The sequence below is a fragment of the Chryseobacterium sp. 27AL genome, assembly GCF_057815395.1.
In genome coordinates, this window is record NZ_JBYRIW010000008.1 from 1 (window position 1) to 19,382 (window position 19,382).

22 protein-coding genes are annotated in these 19,382 nt (G+C 31.6%); 10 read left to right on the top strand and 12 right to left on the bottom strand.

From position 1 onward, the window contains the following. The first annotated feature begins 118 nt into the window (after positions 1–118). The gene (locus AC3WV0_RS12245; protein ID WP_488846353.1) at positions 119–592 is read left to right on the top strand and encodes a hypothetical protein; all 474 of its coding nucleotides are present in this window, start codon (positions 119–121) and stop codon (positions 590–592) included. Between the two features lie 222 nt (positions 593–814). Here AC3WV0_RS12245 and AC3WV0_RS12250 read toward each other — a convergent pair whose 3' ends face one another. From AC3WV0_RS12250 to dndC, 8 genes are all read right to left on the bottom strand, one after another. Continuing rightward, a complete protein-coding gene (locus AC3WV0_RS12250; protein WP_488846354.1) occupies positions 815–1,087 on the bottom strand; it encodes a hypothetical protein in 273 nt (90 codons plus the stop codon). An 87-nt stretch (positions 1,088–1,174) separates the two neighbouring features. Continuing rightward, positions 1,175–2,518 carry a DGQHR domain-containing protein gene (locus AC3WV0_RS12255; protein ID WP_488846355.1) on the bottom strand — a complete coding sequence of 448 codons (1,344 nt, stop codon included), beginning with the start codon at positions 2,516–2,518 and terminating at the stop codon, positions 1,175–1,177. Further along, positions 2,518–2,988: a hypothetical protein gene (locus tag AC3WV0_RS12260; RefSeq protein WP_488846356.1), complete on the bottom strand. Its 471-nt coding sequence runs from the start codon at positions 2,986–2,988 to the stop codon at positions 2,518–2,520. The genes AC3WV0_RS12255 and AC3WV0_RS12260 overlap by 1 nt, the downstream gene beginning before the upstream one ends. A 16-nt stretch (positions 2,989–3,004) precedes the next feature. Beyond that, complete coding sequence (locus tag AC3WV0_RS12265; RefSeq protein WP_488846357.1) at positions 3,005–3,994, bottom strand: hypothetical protein; 990 nt, start codon at positions 3,992–3,994, stop codon at positions 3,005–3,007. Beyond that, positions 3,972–5,081 carry a hypothetical protein gene (locus AC3WV0_RS12270; RefSeq protein ID WP_488846358.1) on the bottom strand — a complete coding sequence of 370 codons (1,110 nt, stop codon included), beginning with the start codon at positions 5,079–5,081 and terminating at the stop codon, positions 3,972–3,974. Before AC3WV0_RS12270 ends, AC3WV0_RS12265 begins: the two co-directional genes overlap by 23 nt. A 50-nt stretch (positions 5,082–5,131) precedes the next feature. Then, entirely contained in the window at positions 5,132–5,524 is a 393-nt protein-coding gene (locus AC3WV0_RS12275) for a DndE family protein (RefSeq protein WP_488846359.1), read from the bottom strand. Beyond that, complete coding sequence (locus AC3WV0_RS12280) at positions 5,508–7,598, bottom strand: AAA family ATPase (protein WP_488846360.1); 2,091 nt, start codon at positions 7,596–7,598, stop codon at positions 5,508–5,510. Before AC3WV0_RS12280 ends, AC3WV0_RS12275 begins: the two co-directional genes overlap by 17 nt. 3 nt (positions 7,599–7,601) lie before the next feature. Beyond that, positions 7,602–8,966, bottom strand: coding sequence for a DNA phosphorothioation system sulfurtransferase DndC (gene dndC / locus AC3WV0_RS12285; protein ID WP_488846362.1), 1,365 nt, complete (start codon positions 8,964–8,966; stop codon positions 7,602–7,604). A 301-nt stretch (positions 8,967–9,267) separates the two neighbouring features. On the opposite strand from dndC, the gene AC3WV0_RS12290 reads away from it, so the two are divergent. The 5 genes from AC3WV0_RS12290 (at position 9,268) to AC3WV0_RS12310 (ending at position 11,611) form a co-directional block, all read left to right on the top strand. After that, on the top strand, positions 9,268–9,702 hold the full coding sequence (locus AC3WV0_RS12290) for a hypothetical protein (protein WP_488846364.1): 435 nt from the start codon (positions 9,268–9,270) through the stop codon (positions 9,700–9,702). A 19-nt stretch (positions 9,703–9,721) separates the two neighbouring features. After that, positions 9,722–10,153 (top strand): hypothetical protein, encoded by a 432-nt coding sequence (locus AC3WV0_RS12295; RefSeq protein WP_488846366.1) that lies wholly within the window; start codon positions 9,722–9,724, stop codon positions 10,151–10,153. Positions 10,154–10,224: 71 nt separating this feature from the next. Continuing rightward, a complete protein-coding gene (locus AC3WV0_RS12300; protein ID WP_488846367.1) occupies positions 10,225–10,866 on the top strand; it encodes a hypothetical protein in 642 nt (213 codons plus the stop codon). Between the two features lie 6 nt (positions 10,867–10,872). Beyond that, positions 10,873–11,076, top strand: coding sequence for a hypothetical protein (locus tag AC3WV0_RS12305; protein ID WP_488846369.1), 204 nt, complete (start codon positions 10,873–10,875; stop codon positions 11,074–11,076). Then, positions 11,051–11,611, top strand: a complete 561-nt coding sequence (locus tag AC3WV0_RS12310) for a hypothetical protein (protein ID WP_488846370.1) — start codon at positions 11,051–11,053, stop codon at positions 11,609–11,611. The genes AC3WV0_RS12305 and AC3WV0_RS12310 overlap by 26 nt, the downstream gene beginning before the upstream one ends. Before the next feature lie 501 nt (positions 11,612–12,112). Here the strand turns inward: AC3WV0_RS12310 and AC3WV0_RS12315 are convergent. Genes AC3WV0_RS12315 through AC3WV0_RS12325 form a run of 3 tightly spaced genes read right to left on the bottom strand, consistent with a single transcriptional unit; the run spans position 12,113 to position 13,739 of the window. Then, on the bottom strand, positions 12,113–12,688 hold the full coding sequence (locus tag AC3WV0_RS12315; RefSeq protein WP_488846372.1) for a hypothetical protein: 576 nt from the start codon (positions 12,686–12,688) through the stop codon (positions 12,113–12,115). Between the two features lie 60 nt (positions 12,689–12,748). Then, positions 12,749–13,294 carry a hypothetical protein gene (locus tag AC3WV0_RS12320; protein ID WP_488846374.1) on the bottom strand — a complete coding sequence of 182 codons (546 nt, stop codon included), beginning with the start codon at positions 13,292–13,294 and terminating at the stop codon, positions 12,749–12,751. Positions 13,295–13,322: 28 nt separating this feature from the next. Then, positions 13,323–13,739, bottom strand: coding sequence for a hypothetical protein (locus tag AC3WV0_RS12325; protein WP_488846375.1), 417 nt, complete (start codon positions 13,737–13,739; stop codon positions 13,323–13,325). Between the two features lie 625 nt (positions 13,740–14,364). Between AC3WV0_RS12325 and AC3WV0_RS12330 the strand changes: the two genes are divergently transcribed. From AC3WV0_RS12330 to AC3WV0_RS12345, 4 genes are all read left to right on the top strand, one after another. Continuing rightward, on the top strand, positions 14,365–15,147 hold the full coding sequence (locus tag AC3WV0_RS12330; protein ID WP_488846377.1) for a helix-turn-helix transcriptional regulator: 783 nt from the start codon (positions 14,365–14,367) through the stop codon (positions 15,145–15,147). Positions 15,148–15,615: 468 nt separating this feature from the next. Beyond that, positions 15,616–16,677: a linear amide C-N hydrolase gene (locus tag AC3WV0_RS12335; RefSeq protein WP_488846378.1), complete on the top strand. Its 1,062-nt coding sequence runs from the start codon at positions 15,616–15,618 to the stop codon at positions 16,675–16,677. 182 nt (positions 16,678–16,859) lie between these two features. Beyond that, positions 16,860–17,165, top strand: coding sequence for a hypothetical protein (locus AC3WV0_RS12340; RefSeq protein WP_488846380.1), 306 nt, complete (start codon positions 16,860–16,862; stop codon positions 17,163–17,165). Between the two features lie 9 nt (positions 17,166–17,174). Next, the gene (locus AC3WV0_RS12345; RefSeq protein WP_488846499.1) at positions 17,175–17,975 is read left to right on the top strand and encodes a GLPGLI family protein; all 801 of its coding nucleotides are present in this window, start codon (positions 17,175–17,177) and stop codon (positions 17,973–17,975) included. A 353-nt stretch (positions 17,976–18,328) separates the two neighbouring features. Here AC3WV0_RS12345 and AC3WV0_RS12350 read toward each other — a convergent pair whose 3' ends face one another. Beyond that, positions 18,329–19,075: an SDR family NAD(P)-dependent oxidoreductase gene (locus tag AC3WV0_RS12350; RefSeq protein WP_488846500.1), complete on the bottom strand. Its 747-nt coding sequence runs from the start codon at positions 19,073–19,075 to the stop codon at positions 18,329–18,331. Positions 19,076–19,382: the final 307 nt, after the last annotated feature.

Consider the following 19,382-nt stretch of genomic DNA (forward strand, 5'->3'; position numbering starts at 1 on the left):
TCATATGATTCCCATCAGGCCCAAAAGATCCTTTAAAAGAAATATTTTAAAATATAGAGTCAGAGCGAAACCAAAGGTGACTAAAAACTATAAAAAAAATCTTTAAGACCTTAACTTAATGACATTGTACTTTAGCCAGCTGATCAGCTGGGACCAGCATTCTTTTGCTTTCAGTACCTATTATGCGCCGTTAAAAAAGCAATCACTGGGGATTTTATCTCCTGACGAAACGAATCATGTTCGACTTAAACCAGATCTTTTAAAGAAATATAAAGACGGTGTTTTCGATACAGACGGGCTGATGAATGTTGATCAGGAAAATCAAAGTCTTGTATATGTTCATTACTATAAAAATCAGTTTTTAGTGCTGGACAAGGACCTGAATTTAAAGGGCGATTTTAAAACCATTGATACCATCAGCCGCCCTCAAATTGATGTTGCTGAATTAAGCGATGGAAGAAGAAAGATGAACAAACCTCCACTTAAGGTCAATGTTACATCAACAGTCAAATACGGATTGTTGTTTAACCAATCCGATTTAAGGGGCAGATATGAAAACAGCAAAAATTGGGGAAAACAATGCGGTCATTAATGTGTATTCGATCACTGAGCAAAATTATATAGGCAGCTTCTATCTTCCAAAGCCTAAAAACATCAAGAAGATACAATTAGAGATCTCAGTGATCATCTTTTTGTATTGGTCGGAAATGAAATTATCAGGTATCGTTTTGCGCAGAACGTTACCAGGCATTTCATTAAAGGGGAAAGCCGAAAACCCTGACCAAGAGTAGGCACCAATAACAAATTTCAAGCATTATTGTTCTTTTGTTTGTCCCGGAACTGGCATACCATAAATCCAATATCTTCTATCTTTCGTTATTTGAAAATATTTTTGCTGTCTTGCTGAAGGAAAATTGATGCCATCACAATGTTTTCTAATAATTTTAGTAAGCACATCTAAAGGATTTATAGCCTTGAACTGATAAAGGTCATTTAAAATTATATCATCAAATATTTCTCTAATCGTTAGAGGTATCCCTTTAGATTTTAAAACATTAATTGCCACTTGATGAATAGTTGTATTCATTGTCTTTAATAAAGTTTTCTATTGGATGTTTTGTTTTAGTATTTCATTGTGTTTATGACTAGGAATGGTCGTAAAATCACATGCCAATTAAATATGTTTAGATAACCAGTTCTTAAATTCAGACAAATATGTTTCCTTATAAAAATTTTCAAAATCTTTAAAACTTTGATAAACGCCTAATACATTAAGATTCAAAATTATTTCCTCTTTTATTTTATTAATACTTCCTGCACTCCCTATTCCTCCAAATTTACCACTGTTACTAAAGTCGACATTTTGAATACCATTCAAATATTTTAGGAATAAATCTACATGTAGATCCTTTATTTTTTCAGGATTAAAATCCAATTCCTTTTCGAATATTATTGGGAATAATATTTGTAAAACTTTTAATAATGCACCCACACCCATTCCCTTAGATATTAAACTATTCGAAGGATCATTCCAGTCCGGGACTAATTTAGAAACAGCAGCGAAATAATTAATCAAAGTTTTAATAATTTCTATACGAAATTTCTCGTTAATAAAGAAGTATCTAAAGATTGGTTGATATAAACCTGGATTACTTGATATTGTTTTAATTAGAGCATCTATCAAAAATGCTAAACTTATTGATAGCAACCTTTTGTCATACATGTCATAATTATCGGGCGTTGAGCCAAGCATCTTTACTCTTTTATAAAAAGGACTATAATCCAATTCATTTAAAGCCCTTACTACCTTATGCATAAATGTCAATTCATCCAGATTATCACTAAATTCACCCATTAGATGATATAAAAGTGATTTGTTCACAGGCTTTTGTTCGTAATTAATTGTATAAAATTGTTGTGCAATTACAGATCTGTCAAAACCAATGATAAAGGCGATTAATAGCTCATAGTTATTTTGCACATCTATCGAAGATTTTTTTAAGCCTTCCAACCTATGTTGCCCATCGATAATCAATAAAGAATTTTCAACTAATGGTATCAATAAAAATACTTCTTCATTTTTACGATAGAAAAAGCTCAAGTGTGATGGTACATTACTGAATTTTTGAAAAGTTTCAATTCCATCATATTCATTTATATCGAATAAATCAAGATCATTTATTAAATCACAATTAGATATGATGGTATTTGGGAAAAAAGCAAACTCTTGATTATTGAGAAATTGAGAAATTTCATTAACTCTGGTTTCCGAATATTTTCTTTGAAAATCCTTTTCAGAAACAGAATTATTAACTGTTAAATAATCAAAATAGTCCTCCTGGTCGGGAAATGAATTTGCAATCGAAATATTTTTCTCAACATCATATTTAGCTGGCCGTACAGTATAGATTGCCAACATATCTTTAGCCAATATCTTACCAACATAGAATTTTTTTCCTTTTTGATTGATCTCTAAAAGTTTGATATGTAAATAGTTTCTATTATGAATTCTTAACATTATTTTCTATTTTGTAATTGAGACATCAAATCATCTACTTGCTCACCAGTCTTTTTAGCCTTATCAAATTTTTCTTTTTCACTAATTTCTTCTATCAGTCCCTGCATAGAGGGTAAATTCATAATAAATGATAGAACTAATGTTGCAACTAGTATACAAAATACTAATAAAACTTTATTCGATTCAAACCATATTGTTTGATTCTTAGAAGCCAAATTTGGATAGTAAACGTAAGTCCCTAGCAATATAAATGTAACAAAAATACTAGACCATTTTAAACTACTTTCTATACTACTAACTCTATCAAAAATATAAATACTTGCTATTAAAATAGTAAAACAATAAGCTATAATACTTGAAATTATAGAAGCATCAATTCCACCTATAATAAGGATTGAAACAAAAATTGGAACTAAGCAAAATAATACATTTATTAGGAACCAATTAAAATATATTCGTAATGTTATCATACACAGTAATATGAAATTAAACAATATCTTCTTGGTATTCAATACACCTATCTACCAATAATCTAGACTCAAAATGATTAAAAAAATCAGTATTAGCTAAATAGTTTAAGACTCTTTTGCGTTCGAAAACTAAACCATTATCAAACTCATCATTTCTATAAAAAGTATTTCTATTGAAACTGACTAGACTATAAGGTACAAAAAGAGAATGAATTGGCTTTAGTCGGTGGAACTTAAAATAATTATTATACCTTTTAGTCTCTGTTAATTTTTTATGCCAATCTTTACCACATGCACACTGAACGAAAATCGATAAAAAGTTGGCAACGGTATCTGAAAAGGGAATCCAACCAACAAGATCTAAACCTTTTTCTTGTGTTCCCTTTTCGGAAATTTCGTTAAAAGCATCGTTATCTATAGGAATTGGCATATCATCTGCTAAAGCCGAAATTTTTTGCACTGCTGTACCACTATAATCTGAGTTTTTACCAAATGATTTTACTACTGCATGTTGAGGTAGAAAATTGCGTAATACCTCAGCACAAAGAGTCTCAAACTCAGTAGTTAACTCTGGCTGGAATGGTAAAAAAACATTTAGGGAAGATGATAATAAAAGATAAATATAAACTTTATTACGATCCGTAATCGCTGTTTCTTCTTTAAGAATCAAATGTTCATTATTGTGCACTAAAAAAGGATAATCATCAGCAAATAGCTGTGCTCTTTCATTAATTAATCGAAATATTGAATCAATAAATCTTTCGTATTCATCATTAGCTTCTGATTGATCTTGATCGTCCTCTCTCTGTTGAATAATGCCCTCATCTTTAAGACGATCTAGTATATCAGATGGTGAAATATAATTTTGATTGGAGAAAAGGCTAACCAACTCTACATAATCTGCATAGAGATAAATTAGATTTCGGGCAGGTGCTGTTCCTAACTGCAAAGAAAAACTTTCGAAGAAGTTAGAAAGCTTATCATTAAAGCTCATCTTCATCTTCATCTTCTTTTTCTTGTATTGTACGGCCTATTTTACTAGCTAATGAACGAATTTCCTTTAACTGATCAGCAACCTCATTATATGATACATTTGCTTTTGTTACCAAACGATCTGCATTCTCTAAATTGCTAAGTGCAATATTTATATAGTTAAGAAATTGACTCTCTATCTCACCAGTTAGTTCCAATGCACTGTCCAAAGAAATTCCTTTATCTACAAAAGCAGTACGTGCAGCAGCTACCCCCAAAACGGAATTCAATGCAGTTAGACTTTTGCTATCACCAATAAGTCTCGTACGTCCTTCTTTGTCTTTCTCGAATAACCACCTAGTCCAGTTTTCTAAATGTACATCATTAATAGTTACTTCATCAATATCATCAATATTACGTATATCTAGTCCTAAATAGTCTGCTATGTAAGGTTTATTGAGACTATCGGCTATATAATTAAAATAAAAAGAAGTATCATCTAAACCAGGAATTTTAAAATATGCTTCATCTTGAATCTTATCAAAAACTTGATATCCAATAAGTATTCTTTTTACATAATCTTTCCTACTTCCTATACTTTTTGCTAATTCTTTGGAAGCGGCATTAAGATCTGATTCCTTATATTGGCTTTGCCACAGTTCAAAAAGATAGCGTGCTTTTTCTAACAGCTTCCATTCCTTGATACCGGTTATGTGACGATACCCAAGATAATTATGGATTTCAGCTTCTGTCTCAAATATTAAGCATGGTATTTCTTTAGGCTTATATTCTGCCTCATCAATTGCTTGTTGGATTTTGCTTTTTTGTACTGAAACCAGTTCAGGATTGGACAGTAATTTAACTGCTGAAAGTCTTCTATTTCCTTCTATAACCTTATAATTATCTCCAGAATCTTTTACTACCAAAAGTTGTTCTCCAGGAAAGAAATCATTTTTACCAATTGCTAACATTAATTCTATTAATGAGGCATCTAAGAGCATATACTCTAAGATTTCTTTTTCCGACGATCCCTGTAAAGATTTTGGTAAACGAGGATTTTGATCATCTAAGAATAGATGATTTAAAGGAATATTATGAAATTTTGGTTTTTTATGGCTCATAGTTTATTTATTATGCTAAAATACAAATACTTTATTTAAGTCTTAATAGACTAAAAGTTTTCCATACTAACGGATACTTTTTCGACCACATAATCAAAACCATCAATGTTTTGATTTTTATTTAGATCTTCCTCAAGAATATACAAACCATCGTCAATATGTAACTTGATGTACTTTGCTAAATCTTTGTCAGTTTTATAGATATTATAATGAATACAAATCAACCCTATATATATATCTTCGTACTCTCCAAATAGGACATTACGTGAATATTCTTTGCCACCAAAGTCCTTTAAATCGTTTAATGACAACTTTCGGTCAAGTGATAATGAATATGAAAAAGCCATTCTGGCAATAATATTTTCAGTACCTAGGTTAAGCTTTCGAGTAAGCCTTGCGATTACTTCTCTATTTTCCTTACTGGTTCTAATTTGAGTGAACATTTTCGTGATCTTTCCTAAATTGATTAAACAATTGTTCTGTCTTATACGGTTTTAAAGAGGATCCTCCAGCATGACTTTCTATCATGTATACTCTGTTAAGATTAGGATGTAAATAGCTATATTCTATTTCAGATAACTCTTTTTCTAACAAAGGAAAAAGAACTACTTGTTCAGAAACTGATGGATAGAATTCTTTAATAATATTTTCTGAATGAAATTTATCAAATTTTTGTAATGGACTATCTATAAATATGGGGAAATGAATACCAGACTCGTCTACTAAAGCTTTTAGTAATGCTGTGGCATATAACTGTTGTTCTCCTTTGGATAATGATTCTTTATCAATAATCTGATCGTTATTATCTAATAAATCGATGTCGATAATATCTTCATGTACATTTACTCTAATATTTCTAACAAAATTCCTTTTATGCATTAGTTTTCTTAAACCTAGTAGAATAGATTTTTGTAACGAATATTTTTTTTCTTCTTTAATCCTAGTTATAATTTTCGTGATTTTTTCTAACAATTTTTCTGTAACCTCAACCTTCGCTCTATCAGCTTCGATAATACTGAAAAGTTTTTGAAGTTCTGATATATTTTTATGTTTAGTTGCTAACTGTTGTTCAATATTTTTTATTTCTTCTTTTATACCACCTATTTCTTGATTCAAAATCATAATTCGTTGATCTAACTTTATCTTTTCAGACCTAAGCTTTTTAGCAACTGCATTATCTTTTCTAGCTTCAGCTTGTTTTATTTTAAACAAAATACGTGATTGTGCTACTCTGTTGTTTTTTTCTTCACGCACGATATTTTGAAACTGGATGTTGAAACCATTTCTAATATTATCCAAGACAGCTTTTACAGATCTAGCTTGCTCTGCTGTGTAATCTAAAAGTACTTGAGTGTTTTCTCCGCTATTGATTGTGTATTCTTCAAAAGATTTTTCTAAAATGCTGATGATTTTACTTCCCGTATCGTGACTCAGGTTCAAGTCACCCAGCTTGTTCAAAATTATTTTACTAAGATCAATATTGTCTGAAATGTTTACATTAAAATTAGTGTTAGCAAAGCTTTCATTTTCCAGTTGAGAATTTAAAGCTATAATTTTACTTCCTGCCATCACAAGAGGTAGAATATCAAGCATTCTTTTTAACCGACCTTTTATTTCTTCAGACTCTTTTTTTAGATAATCTTGCTCCTCTTTAAGATTTTTCAACTCTTCAAGAGAGATACTGTTTCCTTCTCGTATGAGTTGCTCTTGTAGACGATCACTTTCCTTTAGGTTTAGTGTAATTTCACTTTCTAGCTTTATTTTATTTGCCTTGCATAAATCAAGTAGAGATTTTAATTCAAGTTCTTCATTTAACAAAGTTTGCAGTTTGTTTTTTTGAACTGGTTGCGCACCACTTCTTTGAATTTTAAGAAGTAATGTTTCTAAATTCTTTTTTAGATCTTCATATTTTTTAATTCCCAAAACCTCTGAATAAGCACGACTAAGAGTCTTAAGTTCTGATTTTGATTTTGCTTCTGCAAGACTAACAATCTTCTCTGCATCAAAAAAGAAAAATTTAGCAATTTCACGTGGAAGAATAAAGTCATTTATAAAAACTTCCAATCCTACCTCCTTTGTTAACTCATTTTCAATTCCATCAATCAAAATTTGCAATTCTTCAATATTGGTCTTTAAATTAAAGGATCTTTTTATTATGATAGAATTACATGGCATTGATGGTATTGATAGATCTTCAAGTTCAATTTCAACAGAAAGTAAGTGGTCTTGACGCTGATCTTTAATAAATTTATCTTTTGTGTCACGATTCATTAGAGTTTGCAAGAATTCATCATAACCTCCGATATTCCGGATGTCTTTCCTGTATTTATCCTCAACTTCTGACATCATTTTACCATAAAAACACCAGATTAAAGACGTTAAAAATGTTGTTTTACCAAAACCATTTTTACCGGCAATAATATTTATATTTTTCGCACTGCAAAAAGGGGAAAAAATAATCTCATTATAACCTCTATATATTCTAAAATTATTTAATTTTACTCTACTAATTTTCATTTCTTAAATAATCTTAACTGTTGCAAACTTTTCGATTCTTCTTTCTATATCGTTATGCAAACCATATTTGCTAATCAAAAGAGTCTTCGTTTCCTGAAGAGAAATTAAATTATCAATAAGTCCATAATATTCTATCTCTTCTTCGCAAACTTCGCGAATAATTCTTTTTTCTGTTTGATCCAATGATTTAATATTATTCGTACTGATTTCTTTACCATAAATTTCCTTATAAATAGAACCGACTGTATGATCAAAATACATATCTCTATTCCAAACCACCTGAATACCAATTAATTCTTGATTATTGATTAAAGTAATATCTGGACGATTTTGTTGAATTTCTTTTTGAATAGTTAGCAAATCTCTTAAAATCTTACGACGATATTCAATATTGTATGTACCTAAGTTTTCACCATCTTCTGTAACTGCTTTTTGTCCATTTCTTCTCGTACTCATTCTATTTTCTGAGAGGTTACGATTTTCAGCGAGTCTATTTCTAAAGTCGAGCAATGGTTGCATCCAATTCCTGCCGTTATTTACTAAGGAGTTCATAGATTTATCGTTTTTTACTACAGTACAAGTCCAACAGCCGAAGCGACTTTGTCCACATGATCCATGTTTTTTGTTAGTCACAACAGTAGGACATTCATAATCGTCCGCACTTGCATCTGCATAAATTTGAAATAAGATAGAATTATCAAATTGCCAAGGAGATGGAACAGTATTAATCACATACCATACTTCTTCCATCATCATTTCTTTGATGGGAGCATATACATATGTGTTCGGGGTATTAGGATGTTTAGATAATCTCCTTCCGAACACTTCATTTTTTTTTATAGAACGCTCACGTGAATTACTCTCATCATAACGAGTCCCAAGTAATACTATAGCTTCACCCATTTCATTAACTTGATCTAATAAGAAACTTGAAGTAGGCCGTATTTTTAATTTGTCAGTACACCATCTGAATGTATTATTCGGTACAGGATAACCTTTTCCAATAACATTGATCCAAAATGTTTCTTCTAATTTTGGAGTTGTTCGTTTGACAAATATGGGTAAATCCTGATTTCTAGCTTCCTCGTCGATTTTCTTTAGAACATCTGTAACATAATCAGCCAGAATCGGATTTTCAACCATCGTATCATTACAAACTACATATACTTTTCTTTTCAACTGAAACGGATGAGGAAGTTGCTCCCTAATACGTTGTAAAGCAATCCATACCAAAGTTAGCAAAACAGTAGAATCTTTCCCTCCACTAAATCCTATAATCCAAGGTCTTTCAGATCTATCAGCATATAAATATTGATCAGTAATCTGTTCAATAATCCCTTCTATTTTATTGCTTTTTATTTTCTGCATAAAAAATTTTCATAGTATAATTTTGACATAATACGCCAGTCAAATTTATGAAAATATAATGAGAAAAGAGTGAAAATGACTATTGGTTTTCCTTAATCTACTTTAAGTAAATTAATTAATATTTATAAAAAGTTTAATTAAAAAATTTCTAGCATCAATATTTAAAATTCAGTAATTACACTGAATTCGAACACTTTCCAAATAACTAATTTCGTTTATTACGGAAATCCGTAATGGATAATTAATATCAACTTGTAGATTTGATATATATTAAAGAGAACAATAATAAAAATTTATAACTATGGCAATTTATGGTGCAGGTTCCAATTGGGACGGGGATGAAATCAAAGATAATTTCTTCGCAAATAATAACTATGTAATCGGATGGGATATTAACGACGCTCAAGACTTATACAATATGCTCTCATCTGTAAAAATTGGAGATATTATATACTTGAAAGCTAACAGACCAGGATCATTAGATCTCAGAATTAAAGGGATTGGACTTGTTAGAAATTCGTTTCTCAATATTTTATTTGAGAAGGGAGAAAATTTATCCCGTTCAAGAAACAATTTTGAACTTCCAGTCGAATGGATCGACACAGAAGAATTTTTCATAACAATACCTTCAAATACAGGGAAATTAACGAATGTAAGAGCTGCAACTCTTTATGAAGAATTTTTACCTTTTGTACAAAATGAAATTATAAATAGAATAATTTCAAGAATTATATAATCTATCTTAAAAATAAAAAATGAGTTACGAAAAATTCAATTTGAATCTATTAGAGAATATTGTGAACACACAATATGGCGATTTCGGCGGCCTAATTCAAGTGGATCGAAGTGATAGTTTTGATTTCTACAAATTATGTTCTGAGAAGGGTTTCGACATGAGAAAGTATTTCTTGGTGGGGGTTCATTTTGGAACCAGCTCTATAACAAATGTTTCAAAACAAAATACTATTTACTGTTTTGTACTTCTTCTTGAAACTAAGAAATATGGAAATTCTTTTGACGAAATTTCTAAATACTTAGAAACTAATGACAATAAAGTGGAGATACAATCTTTTGATTTTCAAGTGACATTCCAAGAATTAGCAAGATGTGTAAAAAGATTTCATTTTGGCTTTGTTTCTCCAATAAGCAAGTATATAGATAATTTTAGTATACAAGAAAATTTATAATAATATTTAGATAAAATCGAACACAACATTTTAAATATGTTAAAAATGAATTTTCCTACAAATATATAATCATGAACAACAGATTTATAAATATTTTATTAGAAAAACTTAATGTTCAGTACAACCCTGAAATAGTACCTGTAATTATAGAAGAATATTCAATTCCTCTAAGTTGTTATAGTAACGTAGAAAAGAAAGTATTAAAAGATGGTGGCAGTATTCATTATGGGTGGAATATACACGAAAATGGATCGATATACGAAGCTGAGCATCATGCAGTATGGGAAAATGAAACAGGAGATTTAATTGATATAACTCCTAATCAACTTAATAAAGCAGAAATATTATTTGTTTCAGATAATAAATTTGTCGATAATGGACAGAGTCTAGATAATGTTAGGATTAATATTACTAAAAATGTTATAGTCGATGACTTCATACTCATTGCTGAGTTTATTTTTAAACTTTATAATTTTGGTAAAAGAATAGATGATCTACAATTTTTAATTTCCCCCAATATTAATAGAATGATATTAGAATACGAAATGTTTAAAGGACAGCTCGATCTTTTGATAAAAAGCGGAACAACTGGAATATCAAAATGTTACTGTGGAAGCAGAAAATCATATAAAAATTGTCATCATCAATTGTTAAAAAATTCAGTATCTACAGACTATAAAAAAGCAAAAGAATACTCCAAATCTAAAAACTAAAAGCTCATGGAAATTGAAAAAATAATAGCAGAATTAAAAAAATTAGACCTTTCACAATATCCAGAAAAAGAAATTAGGATTTTATTAAATAATATTGGAAAGATGGCATCAATGCAAGTAAATTTCCATCCTGGTAAAATTGTGATGAGAGCACGACCACATGATAATGAGAGTGTACGAAACTATGTTTTATGCAACAGCTGTTCCTGACAATTTACAACCTGGAGAATTGGACAGCCTTAGAATTATAGGTGTTCTTGAATCAATACCTGAACTTAGAGATAATGAATCGTCATTCTATAAAAAGATATCATTTGGTAAATGGGAAGTAATCGATAATTTAAAGTTGCTGACCATAGTGCACAGGGAATCCTATTTTAAAGAAAGCAGCTTTACACGTGAATTAGTTGGCGCGTATAATACTTCAATTGAAAATATTCCAAATGAAGTATTGAAAGATCACCCTGATATTGTTGAAAGATCTTTAAAAAATATCTTCATCAACAAAGTTCTTTTCATTCCATCACAAAATCTTATGACCACCCAGACCATACTATTTATCTTGATGACAACTCGTTCAAGATCAAAAAAAATAAGCCTCACCGGCCTATTGACTGTTACAAATAAGAATCATAGCCGGATGTTGTCTCTCATAGATCATGTGTGGCTGGTTATGAAATATATTTTTGAATGCCGGACTTTTTTGATTACTGAACAGGGATTAATTGTAAAAAGAGAAAGATAAGTATCAACTTAGTCATTACATTGCTTTTTGCAAAAACCATAAGTATAGTTAATTCAATTTCACTATTAAATTAATAAACCCTTAACCCAGCAACACTTTTCGAACGTTCAGCAATCTATTCCATCAAATAAAACATCTATCTTTACTGCTGGTTTATTTGAGTTGATAGTCCTTAAAAAAATAAAGAATAATACTTCAAGATAAAATGGCAATGAATACAGGGTGGATCTGATTAGGAACGATGGGACGTCCTATCTTCAGAAGACTGTTAGAACAAATCATTACCTTATAGTTTATAATCGAACGATTGAGATCAACTGAGCTGGAAGATTAGATGCAATAACAGTAAGAACCCCCTTTTTGGATAGTGAACCTATGGCAAAAGAGAATTTCTGGGAAACTCTTGAGAGGAACAAAAATTCCTTACTTTTGGAAGTAAGGAAAATATTGAATAACTGACAATTATTTTTAAACCCTAACTGTCAGATAAAGTCGTGGCTATTACAATTTATTTCTCTCGATATACATTACCGCTGACTCTTCAACGTACTTTTCTGGAGAAAAATTATCTTTGATGCTTTTTTCCAATGAACCCAATTTTTCTATAGAAATTTTTATCTTTTCTGTCAATTCCTTTGGGAATTTTTTATCATCAGAGAATAATTCGAATAGTGGCTTGTATTGGTTAATATTTGATGACATTCTACCTGTCAATGTGCCAAACTTTATTCTTAAAGACTGAACTTGATACATATAAGTTTCAACTTGGTTCAACCACTCGTCATTTGTTGTTTTGTCATTATCAAGAGATGCCAATTTCTTGTTTATCTTTGTTCTGCACTTAGTTTTAAATAAATCTCTTTTTGTGTCTAAAGTTTCATTGAGATATTCATTTTTGTATTGAATAGGATCTATTTCGTAATACAAAAGTTGTTCTTCAAGCAATTTACCATTAATCTCTTTTAATTCCGAAAGTTCTTTTTCAATTTGTTCCCATTCGTGGTCTATGATTGCTTTTTGATTTTCAAACTGGCTCGTGAAACTCAGTAAGTTCAATATTGCAGGTGTCGTTTTCATTAGTTCTTTATTATCTTTACCGAAGCTTGACATTAAAGTTCCAATACCAGACGTTGCTGTTTAAATTATAGAACCGTAAAGTGGAATTTTATTTGCAGCATTGCCAATTAAACCAATAGAATTGTTTACAAATTCTAACATCCCATCTTTTTCTTTTTTCCTTTTATACCATTCATTATATTGGGATTGCCAAGCTTTGAAACTTGGATAATCTTGAAGGTTTGCGGTTTTACTTATTTGTGTGAAAAATGCGTTAGAATTCGTAAAAAGTTCAGCTATTTTCAAATCTTTTTGGACATTTAGTAATTCGATTAATGCCAATTGTCCATTATAATTAGTCCTGCTTTTTGGAGCAGTTTCTAAAGTCTTTAAACGTTCGTTAAATACTATCTGAATACTATCAAGTTTTTCAATTTTTTTATTTCCCTTGCTATTTGAAAGTTCACCTTGAAGTTTTTCAATGATGTCAGCACTTTTGACTAGCACATATTTCATACTGTCAAGTTTATTGTCTCTTTCCATTTTGATTCTATCGGAAAAAGAGTTATCCTGCCCCAAAACTATTCCTGCCCATAGCAGCATTAGTAATAATAATCTTGTTTTCATAATTTCTATATTTTATTTGGTTGGAATGTTACTTTTTATAACAAAAGGTATTGAGATGTTGCAATGCTTTTAACATTTTATTACCTAAATCCTCTTCTCTTGACCATCGAAAAATAGAAACTAAATTACCATATTCTAATTTCCCTTTATAGTTTGTTTCAATTACATTTCCATCAAACACAAGATAACCATAAGAAAATTTAGTTGGATTAGTCGGTATAATATATTTCTGAAACAAAATTTCTTCATCTTCCAAAACGTTTTGTTCAATTACATATTCTTCAACAATCATCTGGCAAGCATCTATTGACCTTACCACATTCTTATCTTTTACCGGATACTTTTCTAATTTCTCCTTTATCCAAGCAATGGTTTCTTCTTTTGTTTGTGCGTTCGTAATTACTAATCCAAGGAAAATTGCTAAAATTGTAAATAGATTTCTCATTCGTTTTATTTGTTTTAAAATTATTTCTCTTTTAATCTGCCCAAACACCTTTTTCAATCTTTAAACCTGTTTTTTTAAAGCATTCACCAATTGATTTGCTGATTTTTCATTTTGCTTTTAGTGGGATAATTTCAGTAAGACATTGAGCTTGTCTCCTTGTTTGTTCGCCTTCACTGTTGGTTTCAGTTATACTGCGTCAGGATCTGTTTCAAAAATTACATTAAAATCTTTTGCAATGCGTTTTATTTTTCTAATATCGGTCTCTTGTTTTTCGGTATAAGTGGAATTTTCGTAATCTTTTTTCTTTTTATTTTAATGCTCAATACATTGTTATTAACAGAGAATTTTTTGAAAACTTCAAAGTTTTCATCATAAATTTTCCAGATTTTCTTTTTTGAGCTTTTGTTTCTTTTTCCAATTCTTTGTTGCGAATTTTTACAGTTTCACTTTCCTGCGAGAATTCAAAGGGGAAAAATACATGAAACAGAATTACAAGATGCTTTATAATGATTTCCATAGTTTTATTTACTAAACAAATTTCTGTCAATCGAATATTTTTTACAATACAACAATTGTTGTATTTTTTTCTACCGATTATAATTATCTTTACTAAAAACAAAAAACTGTGGAAAAGAATAACCTTGAAAATCACGCTTTGCAGAAAGTTTGGAACGGCTATTCCGATTTTTTCAATAATAAACATCAGATTTTACAAGCCCCGCCAATTGAGAAATTAATTGCCGATATGTTTTCTATGGGTAGGTTTTATTACTACGTACTTAATATTACTGACAGCACACTTACCAATCATCACGAAAATATGCTGGTTATGCACGGTCTAAAAAAATATCCTCTCCACTTGAAAGAGGTGTTGGATTTGGTGCATCCTGAAGATATGGACTTTGTTATGGCAGCGGAAAAGATGTGTCTGGAAAAGATGCTTGAAATTGAGGGTTTTGCTTATCAGCAGGAACTGAAATTTAGCTATTGCTTTAGGATGAAAACCGAAAAAGGAAATTATGAAATGTTTCATCACCAGGCAATACATACATTGAAGGATAGAGATGGAAAACTCTTACAAGCAGTAAATATTCATACAAACATATCTCATCTTAACAAAGTAAACCCATACACAGTTCTTATTTCAGGCATTGGAAATCGAAAAGACTTTCATCAAATGTACTATGACAAACAGGAAGAACTTCAACGTCCAACCAATCAACTTACAAAACGCGAAATTGAAATTTTGAGTTATATTACTAAAGGTTATTCCGCTTCTCAAATTTCAGAACATTTAAATATTTCATTTTATACAGCAAGAACACATCGAAAAAATATTCTTAAAAAAACAGATTCTAAAAATATTTTAGAGCTTGTAAAAAAATGTTTTCAGTGGGGATACTTATAAACTGTTTAAAAATACCCAAAAAGATTTTTTTCAGCAGGGACAACGGAATAGATTTGCTATAGAAAATGAAACAGCCGCAATTATTGTATTGAGAGCTGATTCTTTTGATCTCCTGTGGTACAATAAGAATTGAGATCATTAAGCAATATGCTGATGGCCACAGCTAAGGGAGCTAAGAAAACAACAAAACATCTAAAACTGTCAGTTTGGTTAGAAATAACCATTGATCTGATAGGGTTGATTATGATATATTTGCTTTTAGCAATGAAAATTTTCTATCCACAGATATGTTGATGTAGCGTTCTATGAAATACTCAAATATATCACACACATATGTTGGCTAGTATCTGATAAATTATCACTTGTATAACCTTTTCTATCAATCTTTATTGCTACTGACCGATAATCGATAAAATTATTTCATTTATGAAAATTTCCTTTCTCCGCCCTATCATAATTTGTGCTGTAATGTACTCAGTTCAAAGTCAGGCGTGCTCTGCTTTTTTGCTGACAGGCAAAACTCATAATGTCGTTGGCTTTAATGAAAACTGGAAAACAATGCCGGGAATGATTGTAGTCAATAAACGTGATGTGCCTAAAAGGAATATAAGCTGGCAAAACTTAACCACGGACTATCTTCAACCTCAGAAACAATGGACCTCAAAATTCGGGTCAGTTACCTTCAATCTTTTAGGCTACGATTTCCCCTGCTACGGCGTCAATGAAAAAGGTCTATTCTTAGTTGAATTATATCTGGAAGAAACCACCAAAGTGTACAATCCTAAGCAAGCCAACATGTTCTGGGCACAGTGGATCCAATACCAGCTGGATAACCACAAAACGGTAAAGGAGGTAATCAATCACCTGAACGAAGGCCCTAATATCGACTGGTGGCCTAATGCGGCCGGCAGTCATTTTTTCCTTACTGATGCCGGGGGAAACTCAGCAACGATTGCCTTGCTGAACGGTAAGTATACGGTTCTCACCAATAAGGACATGCCGATGCCCCTCCTTTGCAATAACCAATACCATAAGGATCTGACAGCTGCTAAAAAGTTTGATTTCCTGGGCGGACATGAAAAGTACGATTTTGAACAGAGTAAAAAATGGGAAGACCGTTATAGCCGCGCTTATTATATGCTAAAAAATTATACGTATGATGAAAAGCCTGTGGACTATGCCTGGAATATTTTAAATTCAATACATCCCGGCGAGTGGCAGACGGTTATCAATACCAAGACCATGAATCTGTATTTCAGATCGGATCTTAAAAAGGAGATAAAAACCATCGATATCAAAAAGCTGAATTTCTCTAAAGATGCTGCTGTAAAGTATTTAGATATTCATACTGATCAAACCGGAATGGTCAACGATGGATTTCAAAATCTTACGGTTGAAAAAAATAATGAATATATTGAGAAAGGATTTCCCATAGGTTATGATAATAAAGAATTTGGAAGTTCAAGCCTGTTTGAGAAGCTGAAAAAGAACATTGCCGAATTTTTTAGTACCGTTTTGCCGAAATCCTAAAGTGCAGCTTTAAAAAATACCTGATATGGTATCATTTATACTATGTTTCAAAGCGACATTATAATTCTTAACTTACCATCTTTAGTAAATATCACATTGATGAGAATTTTGTAAATTATAAATAAGATTATATAAATGATGGAAATGTGATTTTTCTAGTTTTATCGTACAAACAAATTACTATGAAAAAAATCTTTTTTGCGGCTACGATCTGTATAGCTGGTTTAGCTTCTGCTAACAATGTATCCAAAAACCACATTGAGAATCAACCGACATTGGTTGAGAACAAAGAACCTGAAAAAGAAACGGAAGCTGAAAAACCGTTGAAGCAGCTTTGCACATCCATAACGATTGTTATTATGTGTGATACTTCACAGAACTTCAACAACAGTTATTGCTGGGAGGAAGGCAGCCAATCGTCATTTAATGAGGCGATACATTGTTATGAAACGGAGTATCAAATGTTTAATGATGAACTTTGTAATTAAAATCAGATGATGTCAATTAAAAGTTTGCTATATCCAATACTTCTGGTCCCTTCCCTATTATTTTCACAAAAAAAGGCGGACAGCTCAGTGGTTGAAGTTAAATATTATGTCAAATTTTTAGTTGATACACTCAATATATCCTCCGCAAAGGAGGATATATTGAGTTTACGCATTGGTAAAAACTCAAGCATTTTCCGGAGCGATATTAAACAAGCCAGTGATTCTTTATCACATAAGATCATTGAAGATGCTTTTAAGAAAGGAACTAATGGTAATACGGTTGCCCCTGATTTAAGCGCCGTAAACAGACCAAAATTTATACAGGAGGTCTATTACAGCAACGGAAAGACATTGGTATATGACAAAATCAGACGAAATATTTTTGCTTTTGAACCCGTTAACAAGATCAACTGGAAACTTGCCAGCGAATCTAAAAGTATAAGTGGGTATCACTGCAAAAAAGCAGTCACTAAATACGGAAACAGAAATATCACTGCCTGGTATACCACAGAAATCCCTTTTCAGGAAGGTCCTTACACATTCAAAGGATTGCCCGGCATTATCGTTAGCCTGGAAGACGAGAAGCAATATTATACATTTGTTCTAAAAGAACTTAAGCAGGTCAAAAAGCCCATTATTCCGATGAGTAATGCCATTGAAACCACCTATGAAAAATTCAACGCAAAACGCCAGGAAGTCAGAAATGATCCTGCCGGGACTTTTTCCAATCTGACAAATTATAAATTATCTAAAGAGCAGGAGCAGCGGATTATAGACAACAATAAAAGCAGAAACAATCAGCTCGATTAAGCCAGATCAATTATCAAACAGGTGTAAAGAGTAAGTATGCCGAGATTACTTCCTGCTACATCCGGAAGCTGAAAAGAAAAAAGTAAAATCTTAACTGAGCTAATAAAGATTACAGAAAACGACAGCCCGGATATGATGACAGCCGTATAAAAAAGTACCTATGAACATTAATACGGTTAAAAAAACGCTCTTTAAATAACTGAAAAAGACTGTCTTTAGTGACAGTCCTTTCAACGTCAATTGACAAAATTCTGGCCGATATATTTTCCCACTCTTTTGAACATAGCAATTTCGGACGTCCTTATAACTACAACATTGCAGTCTGAGATGTTTATGTCCAGCGTCAGATTCTATTACCAAGGACATTTTTTTGATTTGGAATCGTGGTCTTCACTAACAAACTGTCCTGTAGCAAGATTAGTATCCAGTATTGAACGAACGATCGTATTTGCAGCTTCTTCAGGCGTTCCACTTCCCTGATTATTGGTAAGGTCTGTTTTGATAAATCCCGGATCTATGAGGTTGATTCGGAACTTCGAAAGCTGGTTTGCAAGCGAAATGGTATACATATTAAGGGCCGCTTTGGATACGGCATAGACCATAAAAAGATTGGCATTTTCATAATATTTCCAACTGGTATCACTATGAAGGGTCAGCGAACCGATACTTGAACTGATGTTAATAATGTGGGGTTCTTCTGATTGCTCTAACAGATCAGTAAACGACTGAACAATTCTTACAGTGCCGTACAGATTGGTGTTGAATACGTTTTCAAATTCTGAAATTGTCGCATTCAGTGCATCTTGTGGCATATTTCCGGTAATACCTACGTTATTGATCAATAGATCTAATCGGTCAGTTTTTCGTCCAAGCTCGAGCCTGGCATTTTTTACAGATGCATCATCAGTAATATCAATCTGTATAATGTCAGCACTGGCCAATCCTTCTGATCTTAATTGCTCCAGCGCCTGTAAACCTCTTTCCAGACTGCGGCATCCGAGATATACATAAAATCCTTTTTGCAAAAGTTGCTTTGCTGTAGCGAAACCGATTCCTTTATTGGCCCCTGTAATGAATACTTTCTTAATTTTTTTATTAATTTAAAAATTATATTGCAAATTTGAATCAACAAAAAATAGAATCTTTTCACATTTGTGAAAAAGTGATCATCGGATGCTTTTTCTTACTCTGCTTAAGGATGGCTGTTTCATGCCCAGGTATGATGCGACATAGGAAAGAGGAATGCGATTGACCATATTGGGATAATGCTCCAAGAAAGACAAATATCGTGCTGTAGTGTCTTCCGGGATCAATGAGCTCCTTCTTTCCAGTTTTTCAGATTTATGCTTGATGATTATTTTATGAATAATGTCATTTAAACCAGCAACAGATTTTCAGTAACTCGTC